The organism is Paenibacillus polymyxa, assembly GCF_015710975.1.
Classification (GTDB): Bacteria; Bacillota; Bacilli; order Paenibacillales; family Paenibacillaceae; genus Paenibacillus; species Paenibacillus polymyxa.
In genome coordinates, this window is record NZ_CP049783.1 from 1,600,978 (window position 1) to 1,618,470 (window position 17,493).

The 17,493-nt window shown below is 46.3% G+C and carries 12 protein-coding genes; 4 read left to right on the forward strand and 8 right to left on the reverse strand.

Annotated features, from left to right (window positions below):
* The first annotated feature begins 51 nt into the window (after positions 1-51).
* A complete protein-coding gene (lacZ, locus tag G7035_RS07230) occupies positions 52-3,096 on the forward strand; it encodes a beta-galactosidase, LacZ type (protein WP_019685818.1) in 3,045 nt (1,014 codons plus the stop codon).
* Between the two features lie 117 nt (positions 3,097-3,213).
* Here the strand turns inward: lacZ and G7035_RS07235 are convergent, their stop codons facing one another.
* The 3 genes from G7035_RS07235 to G7035_RS07245 form a co-directional block, all read right to left on the reverse strand.
* A complete protein-coding gene (locus tag G7035_RS07235) occupies positions 3,214-3,612 on the reverse strand; it encodes a hypothetical protein (protein WP_019685817.1) in 399 nt (132 codons plus the stop codon).
* Positions 3,590-4,528: a YwqG family protein gene (locus tag G7035_RS07240; protein ID WP_019685816.1), complete on the reverse strand. Its 939-nt coding sequence runs from the start codon at positions 4,526-4,528 to the stop codon at positions 3,590-3,592. Before G7035_RS07240 ends, G7035_RS07235 begins: the two co-directional genes overlap by 23 nt.
* Positions 4,529-4,642: 114 nt before the next feature.
* Positions 4,643-5,536, reverse strand: a complete 894-nt coding sequence (locus G7035_RS07245; protein WP_016820157.1) for an AraC family transcriptional regulator — start codon at positions 5,534-5,536, stop codon at positions 4,643-4,645.
* Between the two features lie 130 nt (positions 5,537-5,666).
* On the opposite strand from G7035_RS07245, the gene G7035_RS07250 reads away from it, so the two are divergent.
* A complete protein-coding gene (locus tag G7035_RS07250; RefSeq protein ID WP_019685815.1) occupies positions 5,667-7,925 on the forward strand; it encodes a glycoside hydrolase family 127 protein in 2,259 nt (752 codons plus the stop codon).
* Between the two features lie 221 nt (positions 7,926-8,146).
* Here the strand turns inward: G7035_RS07250 and G7035_RS07255 are convergent, their stop codons facing one another.
* Both G7035_RS07255 and G7035_RS07260 read right to left on the reverse strand, forming a co-directional pair.
* Positions 8,147-9,295, reverse strand: a complete 1,149-nt coding sequence (locus G7035_RS07255) for an RDD family protein (RefSeq protein WP_019685814.1) — start codon at positions 9,293-9,295, stop codon at positions 8,147-8,149.
* Positions 9,279-10,145, reverse strand: coding sequence for a LysR family transcriptional regulator (locus tag G7035_RS07260; RefSeq protein ID WP_029515299.1), 867 nt, complete (start codon positions 10,143-10,145; stop codon positions 9,279-9,281). The genes G7035_RS07255 and G7035_RS07260 overlap by 17 nt, the downstream gene beginning before the upstream one ends.
* A gap of 134 nt (positions 10,146-10,279) precedes the next feature.
* On the opposite strand from G7035_RS07260, the gene G7035_RS07265 reads away from it, so the two are divergent.
* Positions 10,280-11,269: a zinc-binding dehydrogenase gene (locus tag G7035_RS07265; protein ID WP_019685813.1), complete on the forward strand. Its 990-nt coding sequence runs from the start codon at positions 10,280-10,282 to the stop codon at positions 11,267-11,269.
* A gap of 85 nt (positions 11,270-11,354) precedes the next feature.
* Here the strand turns inward: G7035_RS07265 and G7035_RS07270 are convergent, their stop codons facing one another.
* The 3 genes from G7035_RS07270 to G7035_RS07280 form a co-directional block, all read right to left on the reverse strand.
* A complete protein-coding gene (locus G7035_RS07270) occupies positions 11,355-12,746 on the reverse strand; it encodes an MATE family efflux transporter (RefSeq protein WP_016820153.1) in 1,392 nt (463 codons plus the stop codon).
* Positions 12,747-13,023: 277 nt separating this feature from the next.
* Complete coding sequence (locus G7035_RS07275; RefSeq protein WP_019685812.1) at positions 13,024-14,394, reverse strand: glycoside-pentoside-hexuronide (GPH):cation symporter; 1,371 nt, start codon at positions 14,392-14,394, stop codon at positions 13,024-13,026.
* Between the two features lie 27 nt (positions 14,395-14,421).
* Positions 14,422-16,365: a glycoside hydrolase family 127 protein gene (locus G7035_RS07280; RefSeq protein WP_182096006.1), complete on the reverse strand. Its 1,944-nt coding sequence runs from the start codon at positions 16,363-16,365 to the stop codon at positions 14,422-14,424.
* Between the two features lie 193 nt (positions 16,366-16,558).
* Between G7035_RS07280 and G7035_RS07285 the strand changes: the two genes are divergently transcribed.
* Positions 16,559-17,437 carry a helix-turn-helix transcriptional regulator gene (locus G7035_RS07285; RefSeq protein WP_016820150.1) on the forward strand — a complete coding sequence of 293 codons (879 nt, stop codon included), beginning with the start codon at positions 16,559-16,561 and terminating at the stop codon, positions 17,435-17,437.
* Positions 17,438-17,493 lie beyond the last annotated feature (56 nt).

Consider the following 17,493-nt stretch of genomic DNA (forward strand, 5'->3'; position numbering starts at 1 on the left):
TAGATTTCTGTATACGGTCTTCATTCAATTTAAAAATAAGGAGTGTTCGCCTTGACCATTCATACCCCTAGTCTGGACTGGCTCACCGATGTAACCAAATTCGCCGTAAATCGCTTGCCTGCCTATTCCGATCATAAATATTACACCACGCTTCAGGAAGCAGAACACCAGGCCGATATGGTCTGGCGTCACAGCCTGAATGGGAGTTGGAAGTTCAACTATGCGACGAATCCAGCCACTCGCCCAGCAGAATTCTATGCCCCTGACTTTGAATATGGCGGCTGGAGCGATATTCAGGTACCAGGTCATATTCAGACGCAAGGCTTCGGCCAAATGCAGTACGCCAATACGATGTACCCGTGGGACGGACATTCGGACGTTCGTCCACCTCATATTCCACAAGACCACAATCCGGTCGGTAGCTATATCAAAAGCTTTGTTTTGCCTGAAAATATGGCTTCTGACGCGCAGCCTGTGTTCATTTCTTTTCAAGGTGTTGAGTCGGCTTTCTATGTATGGCTGAACGGACAATTTGTCGGTTACAGCGAGGACAGCTTTACACCGTCTGATTTTGAACTGACACCCTACCTGCAAGCTGGCGAAAACAAGCTGGCGGTAGAGGTATATCAAAGAAGTACGGGAGCTTGGCTGGAGGATCAGGATTTTTGGCGTTTTTCCGGCATTTTCAGAGACGTATATTTGTACACGATCCCTACTGTTCACGTACGCGACCTGCATGCCAAGGCGGACCTGGATGCTACCTACACGCAGGGCCTGCTGGAATTGAAACTGACTTTGGAGCAACCAGCAACAGCCCATACAACTGTCGATGTGAAGGATGCCACCGGACATATAGTAGCTTCTTTGAAAGCTGACTTTACAGATGGCATCGCCTCGCTGTCAGCAACTTTGGAGCAAGTAGAGCGCTGGAGCGCGGAAAGGCCTTATTTGTACACGTTGTTCATTCAAATTTATGATGCCGATGGAACACTCGTCGAGGTGATCCCACAAAAGGTTGGTTTCCGCAAATTCGAGATGGTGAACAAGGTCATGCATCTGAATGGCAAGCGCATTGTGTTCAAGGGCGTGAACCGTCATGAATTTAACGCTCGTACCGGGCGTGCAATTTCCCGTGAAGATATGCTGTGGGATATTCGGACACTCAAGCAGAACAATATGAACGCTGTACGTACCTCTCATTATCCGAATCAGACACTGTGGTATGAGCTGTGCGATGAGTACGGGATATACGTGATTGACGAAATGAACCTGGAAACACACGGTTCCTGGCAAAAACTCGGCGCGGTCGAGCCTTCGTGGAATATTCCGGCCAATCTGCCTGAATGGCAGGATATCGTTATGGATCGCGCTATTTCCATGCTGGAACGGGACAAAAACCATGCATCCATTCTGATCTGGTCCTGCGGAAATGAGTCGTATGCAGGCGAAGTGCTACGCAATGTCGCTAATTATTTCCGGTCCACCGATCCGAGCCGTCTGGTACACTACGAAGGCGTGTTTCACAATCGTACGTATGATGATACCAGCGATATGGAGAGCCGGATGTACGCCAAGCCCGCTGATATCGAGCAATACTTGAATGACAATCCACAAAAGCCGTATATCAGTTGCGAATACATGCATGCTATGGGCAATTCTGTGGGCGGCATGCACAAGTATACCGAGTTGGAGAACAAATACGAGCTGTATCAGGGCGGTTTTATTTGGGATTACATCGACCAAGCGGTCATGAAAAAAGATCGTTACGGACGCGAGTACCTCGCGATCGGCGGCGACTTTGACGACCGTCCAACAGACTATGGCTTCTGTACGGACGGAATTGTCTATGCGGACCGGAAGGTTTCACCGAAGATGCAGGAGGTCAAATTCCTGTACCAAAATTTGAAGCTCATCCCGGATACCAAAGGTGTGACCATTCGCAATGAAAACCTGTTCGAGGGAACAGGGGACTATGAACTGGTATACAGCCTGTTGCATGAAGGTCAAGAGATCACGCGAAATGTGAGTCATGTGGATGTGGCGGCTCAGACCGAAGCCTATATTCCATTGACGTTCCCAAGCACAGACGGGAAGCCTGGGGAATATGTCATTCACACGGCGCTTGTATTGAAGGAAGCGACGCTCTGGGCTGAGGCTGGGCATGAAGTAGCCTTCGGACAGCATATTTTCATTGTGGAAAATCCAAATCCGCTGAAAGCTCCTACAGGTGGAGCCCTACGAGTGGTGCATGGCGATGTAAATATTGGCGTTCACGGTACAGATTTCAGCATCATGTTCTCCAAAGGAGCAGGCAGCCTGACTTCACTTCGCTACGCGGGACGTGAGATGATCGCTACGCCTCCTGCCCCGTTGTTCTGGCGGGCGACCACAGACAATGATCGGGGTACCGCACTCGGTTTTGAAGCTGGTGGCTGGTTCGCTGCAAGTCTGACGCGTAAATGTGTGGACATCGAGGTCACGGAAGAGCAGGCAGACCGTGTGACCATTACGTTCCGCTACACGCTGAGCATTCATGCCGACGTACAGGTAACGGTAGCCTATACCGTCTTGGCGGATGGCAGTCTGAACGTAAAATCCACCTATGAAGGTGTATCGGGACTGCCTAACCTGCCGATCTTTGCCCTTTCGTTCAAGGTTCCAGCGGACTACCGCCATCTGGACTGGTATGCGATGGGACCAGAGGAGAATTACATCGACCGGGCCTTCGGTGCTAGACTTGGCGTATTCCGCAACGAAGCTGCGGATAACGTGTCCGGGTATGTCGTGCCACAGGAATCCGGCAATCGTACAGGCGTGCGCCGTGTCGATATTACTGACGATTCCCAGCGGGGCATCCGCATTACCGCACCTGCCACCGCGCCGGTGGAATGCAATATATCGCCGTATACAGCGTTCGAGCTGGAAAGTGCATACCATGTGTATGAGTTACCAAACGTGTATTACACCGTTGTCACCGTAGCTGGCAAGCAAATGGGCGTAGGCGGCGACGACAGCTGGGGTGCTCCAGTACATGAAGAATATCAAATCCCAGCCGATCAAAAGCTGGAATTCGAGTTTACCGTGCAGCGGGTATAAATACACTCCCCGCATAGGCAAGTATATATAACAAAAGCCCTTCCGCTGCTTCCCTCATGGAAAGCCGGAAGGGCTTTTGTATTTACGTAATTGTAGAATAGGCGGCGGACGCCCTATCTATTTCAAAACAACTTCAATATCACGTCCAGGATCACTGTACTTGTAGATGCCAGGATTTAGTTCCAATCTTCCGTCTAATTTAATATCTTTATAACGATCAACATTAACGCCTGTGGATACCATACCCTTCGCAATGATCTCAGGTACTACTTCTTTGCCGTTAATTCGCATCGTTGTTTGGCTGACACCTTTGAAGCCAGGGGAACCGGATTTCGATTCGACAATCAAATCTTTTCCCTCTGTATAGTATGCAAAATCAATTTGATAACCGTCCGCTTTAAGGCCAGCGAACTGTTTCTCTTCTTTAGGTTTATGAAGTGTGACCCAATTTTTAGACGTATCACGTTTCTCAATGACAGCATCGGCGCCCCGGCTAGCTCGTAGCCAGATTGACATACGTTCGCGTGAAATCAAGGTTTTTCAAATCCCTTTGATCTATAAAAAACTCCAAATACCCTGCGTCCCACCAGCACATACCGACCTCATTCAAGGATGATACAGAGAGCAAAACATGCCAATTTTCCGAAGCTTGATCGTGCTTTTCCCGATTCGCCTGGTATTCTTGCAGCTGAGGCAGCACTTCAGATCGTAACTGCTCCGCATACTCCGTACTTCCCCTATGCATAGCTTGCTCGGCTTCCTGGTGGATCTGACTCTCACTCTTATGCCAGTTAAATAGAAGACCCTCCAGCCCGTTTCGGCGTAGATAAGCATCCCGACGAGTATTCCCGGCAAAAGACTGATGCTGTCCCCACACCGTGTCGCTATGTTCATATAGAAGCTCATAAAGCTCTTCGTACTGATCTAAAAGGATATCTCCCAGCTCACCCTCCGATGGCAGCGTCAAGATCGGCTGAAAAGAAATTGCATACGAGGTGAAATCCCTGTTCTCGGCACATACTTCAACCTTCCCATTCGGCGGCAAAGTTTTCTTCAAAGCGCTGCTGTCACCGTTATAGTAAAAGACTTTATGGTCAATATCATAAGCTGGCTCATCCAGCCCAAGAAAAAAGTATAATATGCCCTGATGAGGCAATCCCTCGAATGGTGAAAAAGGCAACTCGCTTAGATTGATCTGAGCAATAAACGTATAATATTCTCCGTCTGAATCACACGGCCACTCGATTGAGGGGGGCAAATCCGGGTAGCCAGCAATTCGACTATTGCCAACACGCTCGTAATTTTCTTTATGATCTAGATGAAATTGTATAGCAGCTTGAGCTTCTTGATTGATCTCTTTTTTTAATTCTTCACCAAGTGAATGCTCTTCGAGTATTCGAGTCAGTTCTTCCTTTAATGGTGGTTGTAGCATCTCACTCGCCCCTTTTAACAAAGTATTATGTATTGCACTCTCATTCAATCTCTCTTAAATCAGATTATCAAATTATAGTCTGATAAGCCATGCCTGCTGTAAAGCGGAAATGGACTAGACATTGTTCATAAATGTTTTGTGATAGGCATTCCGGTATTGCGAGGGAGTCATATGGACTCGCTTTTTGAACAATCGCATAAAATACTTCTCATCCGTGTATCCCGCTTCCTCCGCAACCTGCTTAATGCTCATATCTGTACGGGAAATTAGTTCCTTCGCTTTGTTGATTCGAATACTGTGAATGAACTCCAAGGGGCGCATGCCCGTATTTTGCTTGAATAAACGAGATATATAATCCTTGTTGTAATTGAACTTCCGAGCCAGATCGGTCACGGTCAGCGGTTCCTCAGCATGAATTCGAGTCCACTCGATAATCTTGTTCATACTCACGTTCCCCTGTGAATGGACAGGATTGGAGATCAAGCGACTGAGGGCCAGTTCAGATATCTCAATCAGCAGTGAGGTGAACAAATAGTTAGCACTGTGATATGTAAGATAATGTGAGTTGGCGACATGCAAAATTTGATTGACAATAATATGAATCCGATCTCCATTATCTGCCTGTACACTTTGCGGTAAATAGATATCGCGCATTACGCCATGACGCTGCAAAAGCCCGTCCATAGCACTTGTTTCCTGCTTCATTTCCTCACTAGATAATACATTCGGGGTCGCAGGCACATCGAAGTGAAACCAATAAAATTTAACCCCCGGCAATGATTCCCGGTATCCTCGGTGCGTACGACCAGGGTACAGCAATAGAATATCTCCTTCCCCTATTTCAAAATCCTCCTGTTCCTCCCGTATATATACCGTTTCTTGGACACCCAGGATCAACTCAAAGTTCTCAATGGAACGGCTCATATGCTTCCATGGCACCTCGGAAACAAACTCGCCTGCCGAGATTAGTTGGATCGGAGTATCTACATTCACTTTCAGATAGGTCATGTTATCGCCTCTTTAGATTCATGTTCGGATTTGTCCACCCATTGTATGGTTAAGCTACTGACATACCGCGGTTGCAATGCTAATGTAGTGGAGAAATATACACTTCCATCTTAGCTAAGGAGCGATGATTTTGAAAGCACAAGCTTTTGACTTGCATAAAGTAAGTATTGATTCCGGCCCACTTTACCACGCTATGGAACTGAATACGACCTATCTGCTGGGTTTGGAACCCGACCGTTTATTGTCACGTTTTCGTGAATATGCGGGCTTGGAACCCAAAGCGGCTCATTATGAAGGCTGGGAAGCACGCGGCATCAGTGGACATACACTTGGGCACTACCTGTCTGGCTGTGCACTAATGTTTGCCTCTACAGGCGATAAAAGATTGCTGGAACGAGTAAACTATGTGATCGACGAGTTGGAGATATGCCAAAACAGTCATGGAAACGGATACATTTCCGGTATCCCGCGCGGGAAAGAGATTTTTGAAGAGGTCAAATCCGGAGATATTCGTTCCCAGGGCTTTGATCTTAACGGAGGTTGGGTACCGCTATATACGATGCACAAGCTCTTCGCAGGCTTGCGTGATGCCCACCTACTCGCTCATCATCCCAAAGCATTAGCGATGGAAATCAAACTCGGCGACTGGCTGGAGGATGTATTCCAAGGACTGAGCGATGAACAGGTGCAACAGGTGCTCCATTGCGAGTTTGGCGGCATGAACGAGGTGCTGACCGATCTGGCGGAACATTCTGGAGAGACACGCTTTCTGAATCTGGCGGAACGCTTTTATCATGGAGAAGTGCTGAATGATCTGGCAGACAGCCGCGATACGCTGGCAGGACGACATGCTAATACGCAAATTCCTAAAATCATTGGTGCAGCACGGCAGTTCGAAGTGACAGGCAAACCTCTATATGCGGACCTCTCCCGCTTTTTCTGGGATCGGGTGGTTCACAAGCATTCCTACGTAATCGGCGGCAATAGCTATAATGAACATTTTGGTGAACCTGGCAAGCTGAATGATCGTTTGGGTGAGGGCACCTGTGAAACCTGCAACACCTACAATATGCTGAAATTAACAAGACATATGTTCGAATGGGACGCATACGCAGCTTATGCCGACTACTATGAACGGGCAATGTTTAATCATATTCTGGCTTCACAGCAGCCTGTAGATGGACGTGTTTGCTATTTTGTATCGCTGGAAATGGGTGGACACAAGTCCTTCAATTCTCAATATGAGGATTTTACATGCTGTGTCGGGTCCGGTATGGAGAGTCACTCTATGTACGGCACCGCGATTTATTTTCACACAGCAAATACAATCTATGTTAACCAATATGTCCCTTCTACTGTGACGTGGGGGGAAATGGATGTACAGCTCCAACAAGAAACTCTCTTTCCGCAAAATGGGCGAGGAACGCTGCGTGTCATAAGCAAGGAGCCCAAGTTCTTCACGATCAAGCTAAGATGCCCACACTGGGCGGAGCAGGGCATGATGATTAAGATCAACGGGGAAGAGTATGCCGCAGAGGCATGTCCTACCAGCTATATTGTAATTGAACGGGAATGGAACGATGGAGATACGGTCGAGTACGATATTCCTATGACAGTAAGAGTTGAGGAAATGCCAGATAATCCGCGACGAATTGCCTTCATGTACGGTCCACTTGTGCTGGCTGGAGATCTGGGTCCTGTTGAACAGGAGTCCAACGAGGAACGTCTGCTGGCATCTGTTCTGATCGGATCGGCTGATTCCTTGGCAACCAAGCTGACTGCTGACAGGATCGAGCCGAATACATTCCATCTAAGCGACCTGGGTTATATCGGAGAGTTGAAGCTTCGTCCGTTTTATCAGATATATGATCGTTCTTATACCGTTTATTGGGATCTCTTTTCCAAGGAGGAGTGGACATCAACAGAGGCAGAATACCGTACCGCGTTAGCGTACCAGCTGGAACTGGAACGACGTACAGTGGATGTTGTGCAGCCTGCCGAAATGCAGCCTGAACGGGATCATGCCTTTACTGGCGAACATGTAGGCTTGGGGTCCATCTATAACCGCAAATATCGCGATACATGGCCTGGGGGCTGGTTCTCTTTTGTCATGAAGGTGCTCCCTGATGAGCCTGTCCAATTAGCAGTGACCTATCTGAAGGACTCCGACCGCTCTCATCGTGACTTTGACATCATCGCAGATGGTCAGAATTTGGGAGAAGGCAAGCTGGAATCCGAGGAAATGAATAAATTCGAGACGTTTGCCTATGAGTTGCCTCTGTCTGTGACGAGCCACAAAAATGAAGTGACAATTCAATTCAAAGCCCATCCACAAGGCAAGGTGGCGAAAGTGGCTGGATTACGAGTGATCAGACATTCTATTGTATGACCAAATGATCTATATAAATCTACGATAACGCCACTACGCAGGCGGATAGTGTTTCCCAACTCCACCGCTTTGCTTGTCCAGCACTATTCTGCCTGCTCCGTTTTTTGATGTTCATCTTTTAAATTCAGCTTAAATACAAAAAAAACAGATGCTCCTATGAGCTATCTGCTTTTTTTGTTTACCCTAATAACTTCGAATATAGTGGCTGCTTCATGTTCACGTTACATCATGTTCATTTCACGGAAACTGTCTCTAATCTTGCGCAGCTCTTGCTGGGCTCGACCGTACCGGGAAGCGTAGGTCCAAGCAAGCACTTGATGATAATGCGAAGGCGTTTCAATCGTGGTCACATTATACATGATCGGAATCCCGTCTACTTCTCCTTTTAGGGTGAATTCAATGGCTGGGTATCCATTCACCACCCTGTCGGAGGCCAGCCCCAATTCGGGGTCCGTAATTTCTGACACCAAATGGTCTTCAATAATCCCTTTATATTCTTGAAGGGTCATACTGCTGTCAAAGTCGCTTTTCGGTTCAGACAATACAATCAAATATCTATCGGTAAATTCATTTTTAATGGAAATATCCGCTTCCTCATTAATCATATTATCTCGTGACCAATTCCACGGAGCCGTAATCGCAAACTGGTTATCCTTACTGATAAATACCTCTGGCTTCACGATTTGAGTAATGAGCGTAGAAATTAAGGATACAGCAAAGACAATCGAAGCGATCGTCATCAGGATGATTGCTCCTGCAATAATTCCGTTTTTCTTTCTGCCTACCTTCCCCAAATCCCGTACCTTAACTACATATGTATTGGCGACCATATCTCCAATTCGTTGTTTCCGAGGTGTCACCAGCACACAGATGCCGGCGGGCAGCCCCCAGAAAAGCAGCGGATTCGTATCCACCAGATATATGAGCGTACGGATCAACGATTTAATCATGCCTGGTGGCCTTCCTTCTCCATTCACAACCTGAATACGAAGTACAAACTTGCCCAGCGTATAGCCTGTAAGTCCTTCCAGTAACAGATAATAGCAGAAAGAGCCAATCAAGAAGAGAATCACTACCATGCCCAGATTTGGAGTTTCCGTTTCAGATAGTTTCTTCGCTGCGAAATAAACCAGCCCTCCATACCCAAAGACGATAAGAATGAAGTCAATCATCCAGGCGGCCCATCTTCTGAAAAAGATAGAGGCTCCGTATGTCTCTGATAATACCGCCATCCTATCTGGTTCTCGTCGTTGATAGCCGCCATTCCTCACAAATTCTCCCGGTGCTACTGTAGATGGATTTTTCGATAAATGATGTTCTTCCAAATGATACACCCCTGATGTCAATTTAATCCTAGTTAAGTATAGCATCCTTTTTCATCCAGTGGAGCAAGCCTGACAGCGCACTGGAGTAAGCCGAATCCCGCCGATGAACAAACCACACCTCTAATTTGCTATATGTTTCGGGTAAACGATGCGAAGCAATCCTTCCTGCCTCCTTCGCCTTTACAATTGACGAGTGTGGAAGCATGGACACCCCCAGGCCAGAGGCTACACCACCCACAATGACTTCCAATGTCCCAAATTCCATAGTCTGATACGCATCTACACCTGCTTCGCTCAGAAAGCTTTCCGCTCTTGCCCGATGTGTGCAGCCTATATCGAAGAACAGCATAGGCTTGGCGAGCAACTTGCTCATATCACTTTCTCCCGGTTCCGAAATAAGCACCAACTCCTCTTCGAAAGCCGCCATATGCTCTATATTGGGATCATCGACAGGGCCATAGACGAATGCCCCATCTAACTCGTAATTCAATACCTTTTGTACAAGAGCATGCGTCCCCCCGGTCATAAGCGACAGATGCACATCAGGGTATTGAGCGTGATATCCCGTCAATAATGAGGTTAGATGCGTAACCGCAGTCGTCTCAATCGAGCCCAGTCGCAACGGTCCCGCAGGCTGAGCCGAATATTGAGTAGACTTCTCTGCCTCGTCGAGCAAGGTCAGTATGGATTCTGCATACTCCAGCAGATTCTCTCCTGCCGACGTTAGCGTCATTCCGCGGTTAGATCTGCGAAATAGCGGTACGTTCAATTGTGCCTCAAGCTGCTGAATCCGCGAGGTCACATTGGACTGTACATAGTTCAACACTTGTGCAGCCCTTGTGATACTGCCCTCGCGAGCAACCGCCCGAAAAATTTTCAAATCACTGCTTTCCATATATACATCACCTGGTTGGTATGATCATTTATGATACTGACGTTCGATTTTGTTCATTTTACCGGATGCTTGCCGCTCTGTACAATTCAAAGTACATGCAAATGCATCTAAAATCGACTACAGGAGGCTTTAAAATGAAAGCTGTAATACATACCGGCAAAAGCGGCCTTGAGGGCCTGATGTATAAGGACGTTACGGACAGACATCCGGGGCACGGCGAAGTGAAGGTCAGACTCAAAGCCGCGGGCTTGAACCATCGGGATCTGTTCCTCATGGCGGATCGAACCAACAACGATGCTCCACTCATTCTCGGATCGGATGGAGCAGGCGTGATCGAAGCTGTAGGCGCTGGCGTTCCAAACTCGCTGGTTGGCACTGAAGTAATCATCAATCCTTGTATCGGATGGGAAAAGGCGCACCTCGTTCCCTTGGTTCCTGCCATTCTGGGTGGTCCTTCAGATGGAACATTGGCCGAATCGGTTATCATTCCCGTTCAAAATGCAGTCCGCAAGCCAGCTTACCTGTCTTGGGAAGAAGCTGGGGTACTGCCTCTGTCTGCCTTGACCGCTTACCGCGCTCTCTCCACTAGAGGCCAATTTCAGCAAGGGGATCATGTGCTCATCCCCGGTATTGGCGGCGGGGTAGCCACGTATGCCATGCTCATGGCTTTAGCAGCAGGCGCACGGCTCAGCGTCACATCACGTAGCGAAGCCAAAAAACAAGCTGCCCTCACCCATGGTGCTCATCATGCATTCGACAGTGATAGCGATTGGAAAGAAAGTATGAACGGAGACACCGTGGATCTGATCCTTGACAGCATCGGACCCGCTACATTCGACAATTATTTGGATGTCATCAAACCGGATGGTCGAATCGTTACATTTGGCGCAAGCTCAGGAGATCACATAGAGATTCCGCTTCGCTCCATATTTTTCCCACAGATTAGCATCATCGGTACCTCTATGGGGAGCAGCGAGGAATTCGCAGATATGCTCCAATTCATGGAGCGTCATTCCCTTCATCCCATTATAGACGGCGTCTTCCCTCTACAAGATACGGCGCAAGCCTTTTACCGTATGCAGCAGGGAGCGCAGGTAGGCAATATAGGGATCAGCATGGAGTAATACGCACCTAACCATATGCGTCTAGAAAAAAATCCACTACTATAAAGGGCCTCATCCGAGGTCAATTTTATAGTAGTGGACCTATTCAGTCGATCAAACGATGCTGAACCCATTTGTTGCCGCGGAAGCGCCAGAGGAAAACGATCCCCCGCACCCCCCATTCAATATCCATGGCCAGCCAAACACCCACAATTCCCCAATTGAACACAATACCCAAAACATATCCGAGCACTACCCGACATAGCCACATGGACAGCATTGAGGTGAGGGACGTAAATTTGGAGTCACCTGCCGCCCTAAGCGCAGAAGGTGTGATAAAGGCGATGGACCAGAGCGGAATCTGGGCCAACGTATTAATCAGCATGACCATAAAAATGTCATCTACAATTTCAGCAGGCGGATGAAACAGCCCTACCATCGGCTTAAACAAAGGCATTAGGATCAGCCCCATTACAATAAACGAAGCGGACGACAGCCAAATAAACGATTTGGTAAACTTGCGGGCATCGTGTACATTTCGCCGTCCCATGCATTGACCGACCACGGTCACAATTGTAAGAGCCAGAGCATTTGCAGGAATTTGGAACACATTAGCTAGGGATGAGCAAATGGCATTCGTCGCCAATGCATTGGTCCCCAGGTTCACAATGAAAATTTGGGTTAAAATTTTACCCCCATTAAAAAACATCTGTTCCGCCGCAAAAGGAAGACCAATAAACAGAATCTTTTTAAGCATAGCCAGATTAAAATAAAGCATATCCCTAAGCTGGACACGCAAGTCATCATCTACCCTGACCAAATAAATCAACGCGCAGGCAGCCCCTGCATATCTGGACACATTGACTGCAATCGTCATGCCCAGTACACCCATATCCAACAAGTTAATAAATACGACATTCAGCAGTACGTACGAAAAGTTCATGATAAGCGAAAGAGCCAGCGATGCCCTCGTCTTGCCGATCCCTCTCAGCGCTCCACATACCGCTTCAACAATCGCAATCCCTACAAAGGACATACAGCTTCCCAGCAGGTACACCTTGCCGTTAGCCAATACATCAGGCGAGGCGGAGCCAAACAGCACACTTAAAATTGGATTGTACAACACGATCATAAACAGACTGATGCATAAGGCCAGCAAGGAAACGGAGGATATGGTACCGGAGGTTGCTTTAGAGACCATAAGGTCATTACCGCTCCCCTTATACTGCGCCACGACAACCGTTCCCCCGGTAGACACAGCCACAAACACATTAATTAGAAAAATATTTAATGAATCAATCATATTTACGGCACTGACCGCCGCCATTCCTGACGAGCTAATCATAGCCGTGTTCACCAAATTAAGACCTACGATAAAAGCCTGATCAATCAGAAGCGGGATAAACAGGGCGATAATCTGCCGATAATCAATGGACTCTCCTGAAAAATGTCTATTTAGAAAGCCATGCGTTCTCATCCTTACACTCAGTTGACTCATATTATCACATTCTTTTTTATCAAATTGAAAAAAACCCTTCAGCAGAAGAGTCTTTCATGGCGAAAAAATGTATAAAGTTGCAAGGCTAGATGTCTCTGGCTCTTGATTCTGTACACTTTTCTCTACATAGAAGTATCACTCTAAAAGAAAATCCTGTCAATGGTTTTGCTCACATTTGAATAGAAAAAACCGAAAAAACCTGCTCAGCTTAATGAACAGGTTTTTAAGCAGTATGACCATGCTATGAAACGTTATTAACCTCTTGTTATAAGAATGATTATGATCTTCCCGCAATTAAATCTTGTTGAATAGAAGCTTCATTCTTCTCGAATTTCTTATAGAAAAACATAGGAATGATTCCGATTAAGAAGACGATAAACGGTAGCCAGATAAAGCTGAACTGAATGCCAGACAAAGCAGTCGGGGTCTGAACCTTTCCAGCAATATAGCCTGTGCTACCCATAACCCATGCTGGCAATAATCCGCCAATTCCGCTCCCCGCTTTAATACAGAATGCGCTTCCAATAGAAGTCAGGAATCCACTTGCCCGAATTCCATTTTTCCATTCCCCGTAATCTACTGTATCGGACAACATTGCAAATGGCATCGAGCACGCAAAGCCTGATCCTAAGGCACCTATGATCCAACCAGCAATAATAAGGGTTAAGTTTGTACTTCCCATTAAAATCACGACTTGACCTAGTGCAGCTAATATCAATCCGATAATCATGATCGTATTTTTACTTAATTTTCTGGCGAAAAACGGAATCAGAACCATCGAGATCAATTGCAAAGAGGTCAATCCATTGATTAAAGGCACCAAGTCCTTACTATCCAGATTGTATTGCAGATAAAAAATGAGCGTGGCAGAACGAATATTCAAGCCGATCCAGTAACACAGGTTAGCAGCTACAACGAGCATCCAGGGCCAGTTTCGCTTGATAGCTGTAAAGCTTTTAGCAATCGGGACAGATTTCGTTTTCACTGCCGCATTTTCACGCAAATCGCCAAACGCTATGAAAAACATAATAATCGCCATGATTCCAAATAAAACGAGCGTTAAGGAAAAGCCTTTTTGATCATTTCCCTGTCCAAAGAAGGCTACGAGGGGTAATGTGAACGTCGTGGCGATGAAGAAGCCCACGTTTCCCCCGACCATACGGAAAGAGTTCAAGACCACACGTTCATTGGAATTGGTGCTCAGGTTAGGCAGAATAGACGTAATCGGCGTACTGATTCCCGTATACAGGATACCCGCTATGATATAAGTGATAGCCGCGTATGCAATTTTCCCCGATTCACTCCAATTGGGTGTCGTAAACGTAAGGACCATGAACACGGCAAACGGAACAGCTAGCCATAGAAAATAAGGTCTGCTCTGACCATATTTGGACCTGGTCCGGTCAATCAGGATGCCCCAGATCGGGGCATCAATGGCATCAATAAAACGGGTGATAAATAGTAATGTTCCGGCAATCCCGATAGAAAGACCGAATACATCTGTATAAAAATATAACAGATAGCTGGAGATGACACAGTATAGTAGATTGCCAGCCGTATCCGTTAATGAATAGCTGATTTTACGATGAAAAGGAACGGTACTGGTTGCTTTTTCAGGTGGTTCCGTACTCACAATTCTCGTACTCATGATCTTTCCTCTCCTCATGCGAATGAATTATGATTCATAAACCCATACACGCATTTCCCCTTTGGCCCGATTACACCAGGCGTAGTAAGGAATAGCGGTAATTTGTTGAGGAACAAGTTCAAGGGGCTCGGAGCTGTATAATGCATTCGAACTTTTTACCCGATGTCCCTCTATGGTCAGCTTTACAATGCCACCTAGCAGATTTTCGCTAAACTCTTCTGTAATAGGACTATCCTTTGGTAATCTTAGCCCTGCCAGGTTCGCCCCATTATCCGCTTCTTCCAGACAGTACACGACTGGACCGCGTTGGAGAGCAATTTGCTGCTGGTTCATGGAGACAAGCGGGTTGCTCCGAATGCGCTCGACCGGCATAGCCAAATGCAAAGTGACCACATCGCCGTCCTTCCAAGTGCACTGAATCTCGACATAGCCCTTTTCAAGCTGGTCTAGCGCTATAACTTCCCCATTCACCTTGACCTCTGCCTGCTTGCACCACCCTGGGATTCGCAGTGCCCATTTAAATGTAGTTGGCTCTGCTACATGGATCGAAAGAGCGAGATCCGCATCCCACGGATAATGATGAGTTTGTCTAATTTCAACGTCTTGGCCAGATAAATTCATGTTCACCTTGCTGGCAATATACAGATGCGTATACAATGTGTCCTCGGTCTGGGTGTACATATTGTCCTCCACCGATGCAATCATTCGCGCCAAATTGGGTGGACAGCAGGCACAGAAGAACCATTTTTGCCGCTCTGTTTTTACATGTTCCTGATCTTTTCTCGATTTTTGAAAAGGATTGACTTCCAGCGGATTTACGTAGAAAAACCGTTTCCCATCCAGATCCATTCCGCTGATCGTTCCGTTGTATAACGCACGCTCCAGGACATCACCATATTTCCGGTCCGGCGCTAAGCGCAGCATACGGTTAGCCCAGAAAGCCAGCCCTACAGAGGCACAGGTTTCGCAGTACATGCTGTCATTGGGAAGATCATGATGGCAGGTGAATGCTTCCGCATTCACCGTAGATCCGATTCCGGCGGTAATGTACATTTTGTGGTTCGTGACATCATCCCACAGCGTTTCACAGGCTTGTAAAAGGGAAGCATCTCCCGTTTTTGCGGCCAGATCCGCCATCGCAATATACAAATACACTGCTCTTACCGCATGGCCGACGGCCTCTTTTTGCTCCCGCACAGGTTGGTGTGCCTGCTGATATTCAAAGCCAAGGCCAAAATTAATGTTGTTATCATCATTCCAGGTGGGCTCTGTTTGAATATGCTTTCTCTTTTCTTGCTCCTCCACAAAATAAATTGGATGCTGTCCCCGCTGTTCGATAAAATATTGCGCTAATTTAAGATATTGATCCTTAGCCGTTACGTCGTATAATTTGATCAAGGCCAGCTCAATTTCTTCATGGCCCGGATAGCCTTTCCGTTTCCCTTCTTCTGTACCAAAAGTCTGCTGAATCAGGTCTACGTATTTCTCCATAATGTGAAGAAATTTCGTCTTACCTGTCGTTTCATAATAAGCAACAGCCGCTTCTATAAAGTGCCCGGCACAATACAGCTCATGATTATCTCTTAGGTTCGTCCAGCGATTATCGGGTTCCTTGAGCAGATAATACGTATTCAGATACCCATCCTCAGCTTGAGCCCTTCCCAACAGTTCAATAACTTCATCGGCCCGCTTTTCAAGCGCAGAATTTGGATGATCCCTTAAGCTAAAAGCGACCGTCTCCAGCCATTTGGCAAGATCACTGTCTTGGAAAACGGTTCCATAATACTCCCCACTGGATTCACCGGCCGCAATTCTAAAGTTCTCAATCGCATGACTGGGTTCTGTATCTGGTAATTCATCATTTAGTGCTTTCCACTGATAAGGAATGACCTCTTCCGCCACAACCTGCTTATACTTTTTCCAAAATGAATCATCGACGATGACATGCTTCACTGGCTTTGCCGTTTTCATTGAATAAACATCCCTTCCTGGAAATAGAACGCTTTCATTTTTGAAAAAATAAGGATAAAGTAATGATAATATCGAACAGGCTAACCTGAGCGCCCCTTGCTACAGTCCTTATTTTATCAACCTGAATTTATAAAAAAAATCGCGATCTTTAACTAAAACTTATACGATTTCACACACAAAGGAGCTGACTTCTATGAGCAAAACAGACTTTCTATCTTTCCTTGTCCCTCCATTGCCCTATTTCATAGAGGGGAATTTTACTACATATCAAAAAGGAGACTGGCATCCGAATCGCTATAACTTGGGTTATTTTGACGTAATTATCATTAAAGAAGGACTACTGCACATCGGTGAGGAAGATGAATCGTGGAAGATAACTGAAAATCATGCTCTCATTCTTGAGCCGGACAAGCACCATTTCCCCATAGAGGCATGTACAGAACAAACCTCCTTTTACTGGTTTCATTTTCAAACCAACAGTATGTGGTGTGCCCAATCCTCGCCGAATTTTATTATCCCTAGCACCCCCATTCCTGAACTGCATTTTCACTCAGAACATACCACCATCCATCTACCCAAATATCAGAAATTAATTAATCCCCATGAGCTGTTCTCCAAATTGGACTACTTACTAGCCTCTACTCTAAAAACCCGAAAGCTGGCTCTATGGGAGACTCAACAAACATTTGTGAATATTTTTCAGAGTTTGGAATATGATGAGAATTATAAAAGCAGTTCCTCCAAGTTAGCTGAACAGATCGAAATTTTCTTAAAACAAAACTACAGAAATGCGATTACTAATAAAGACCTGGAGGCGCATTTTCACGTACATCAAAATTATCTTGCTAGATGCATGAAGGCCACCTTTCAGCGCACACCACTTGAGTATTTAATGGACTACCGTCTGGATCAGGGACGCAGTCTTTTGCTGCAAACCGACTGGTCCATCCAACAAATTACGGAGGAAACAGGATTCTCCCAAGCCAGCTATTTTTCAAAGTGCTTCAAGGAAAGATTCGGAATGTCGCCGAAAAATTACAGACAGCAATACTGGAAACCAGCCACCAATTGAATGTTTACGTCTCTTTTACATTTCTTTTACATTTCGATTGTATTCTTTTGATATTG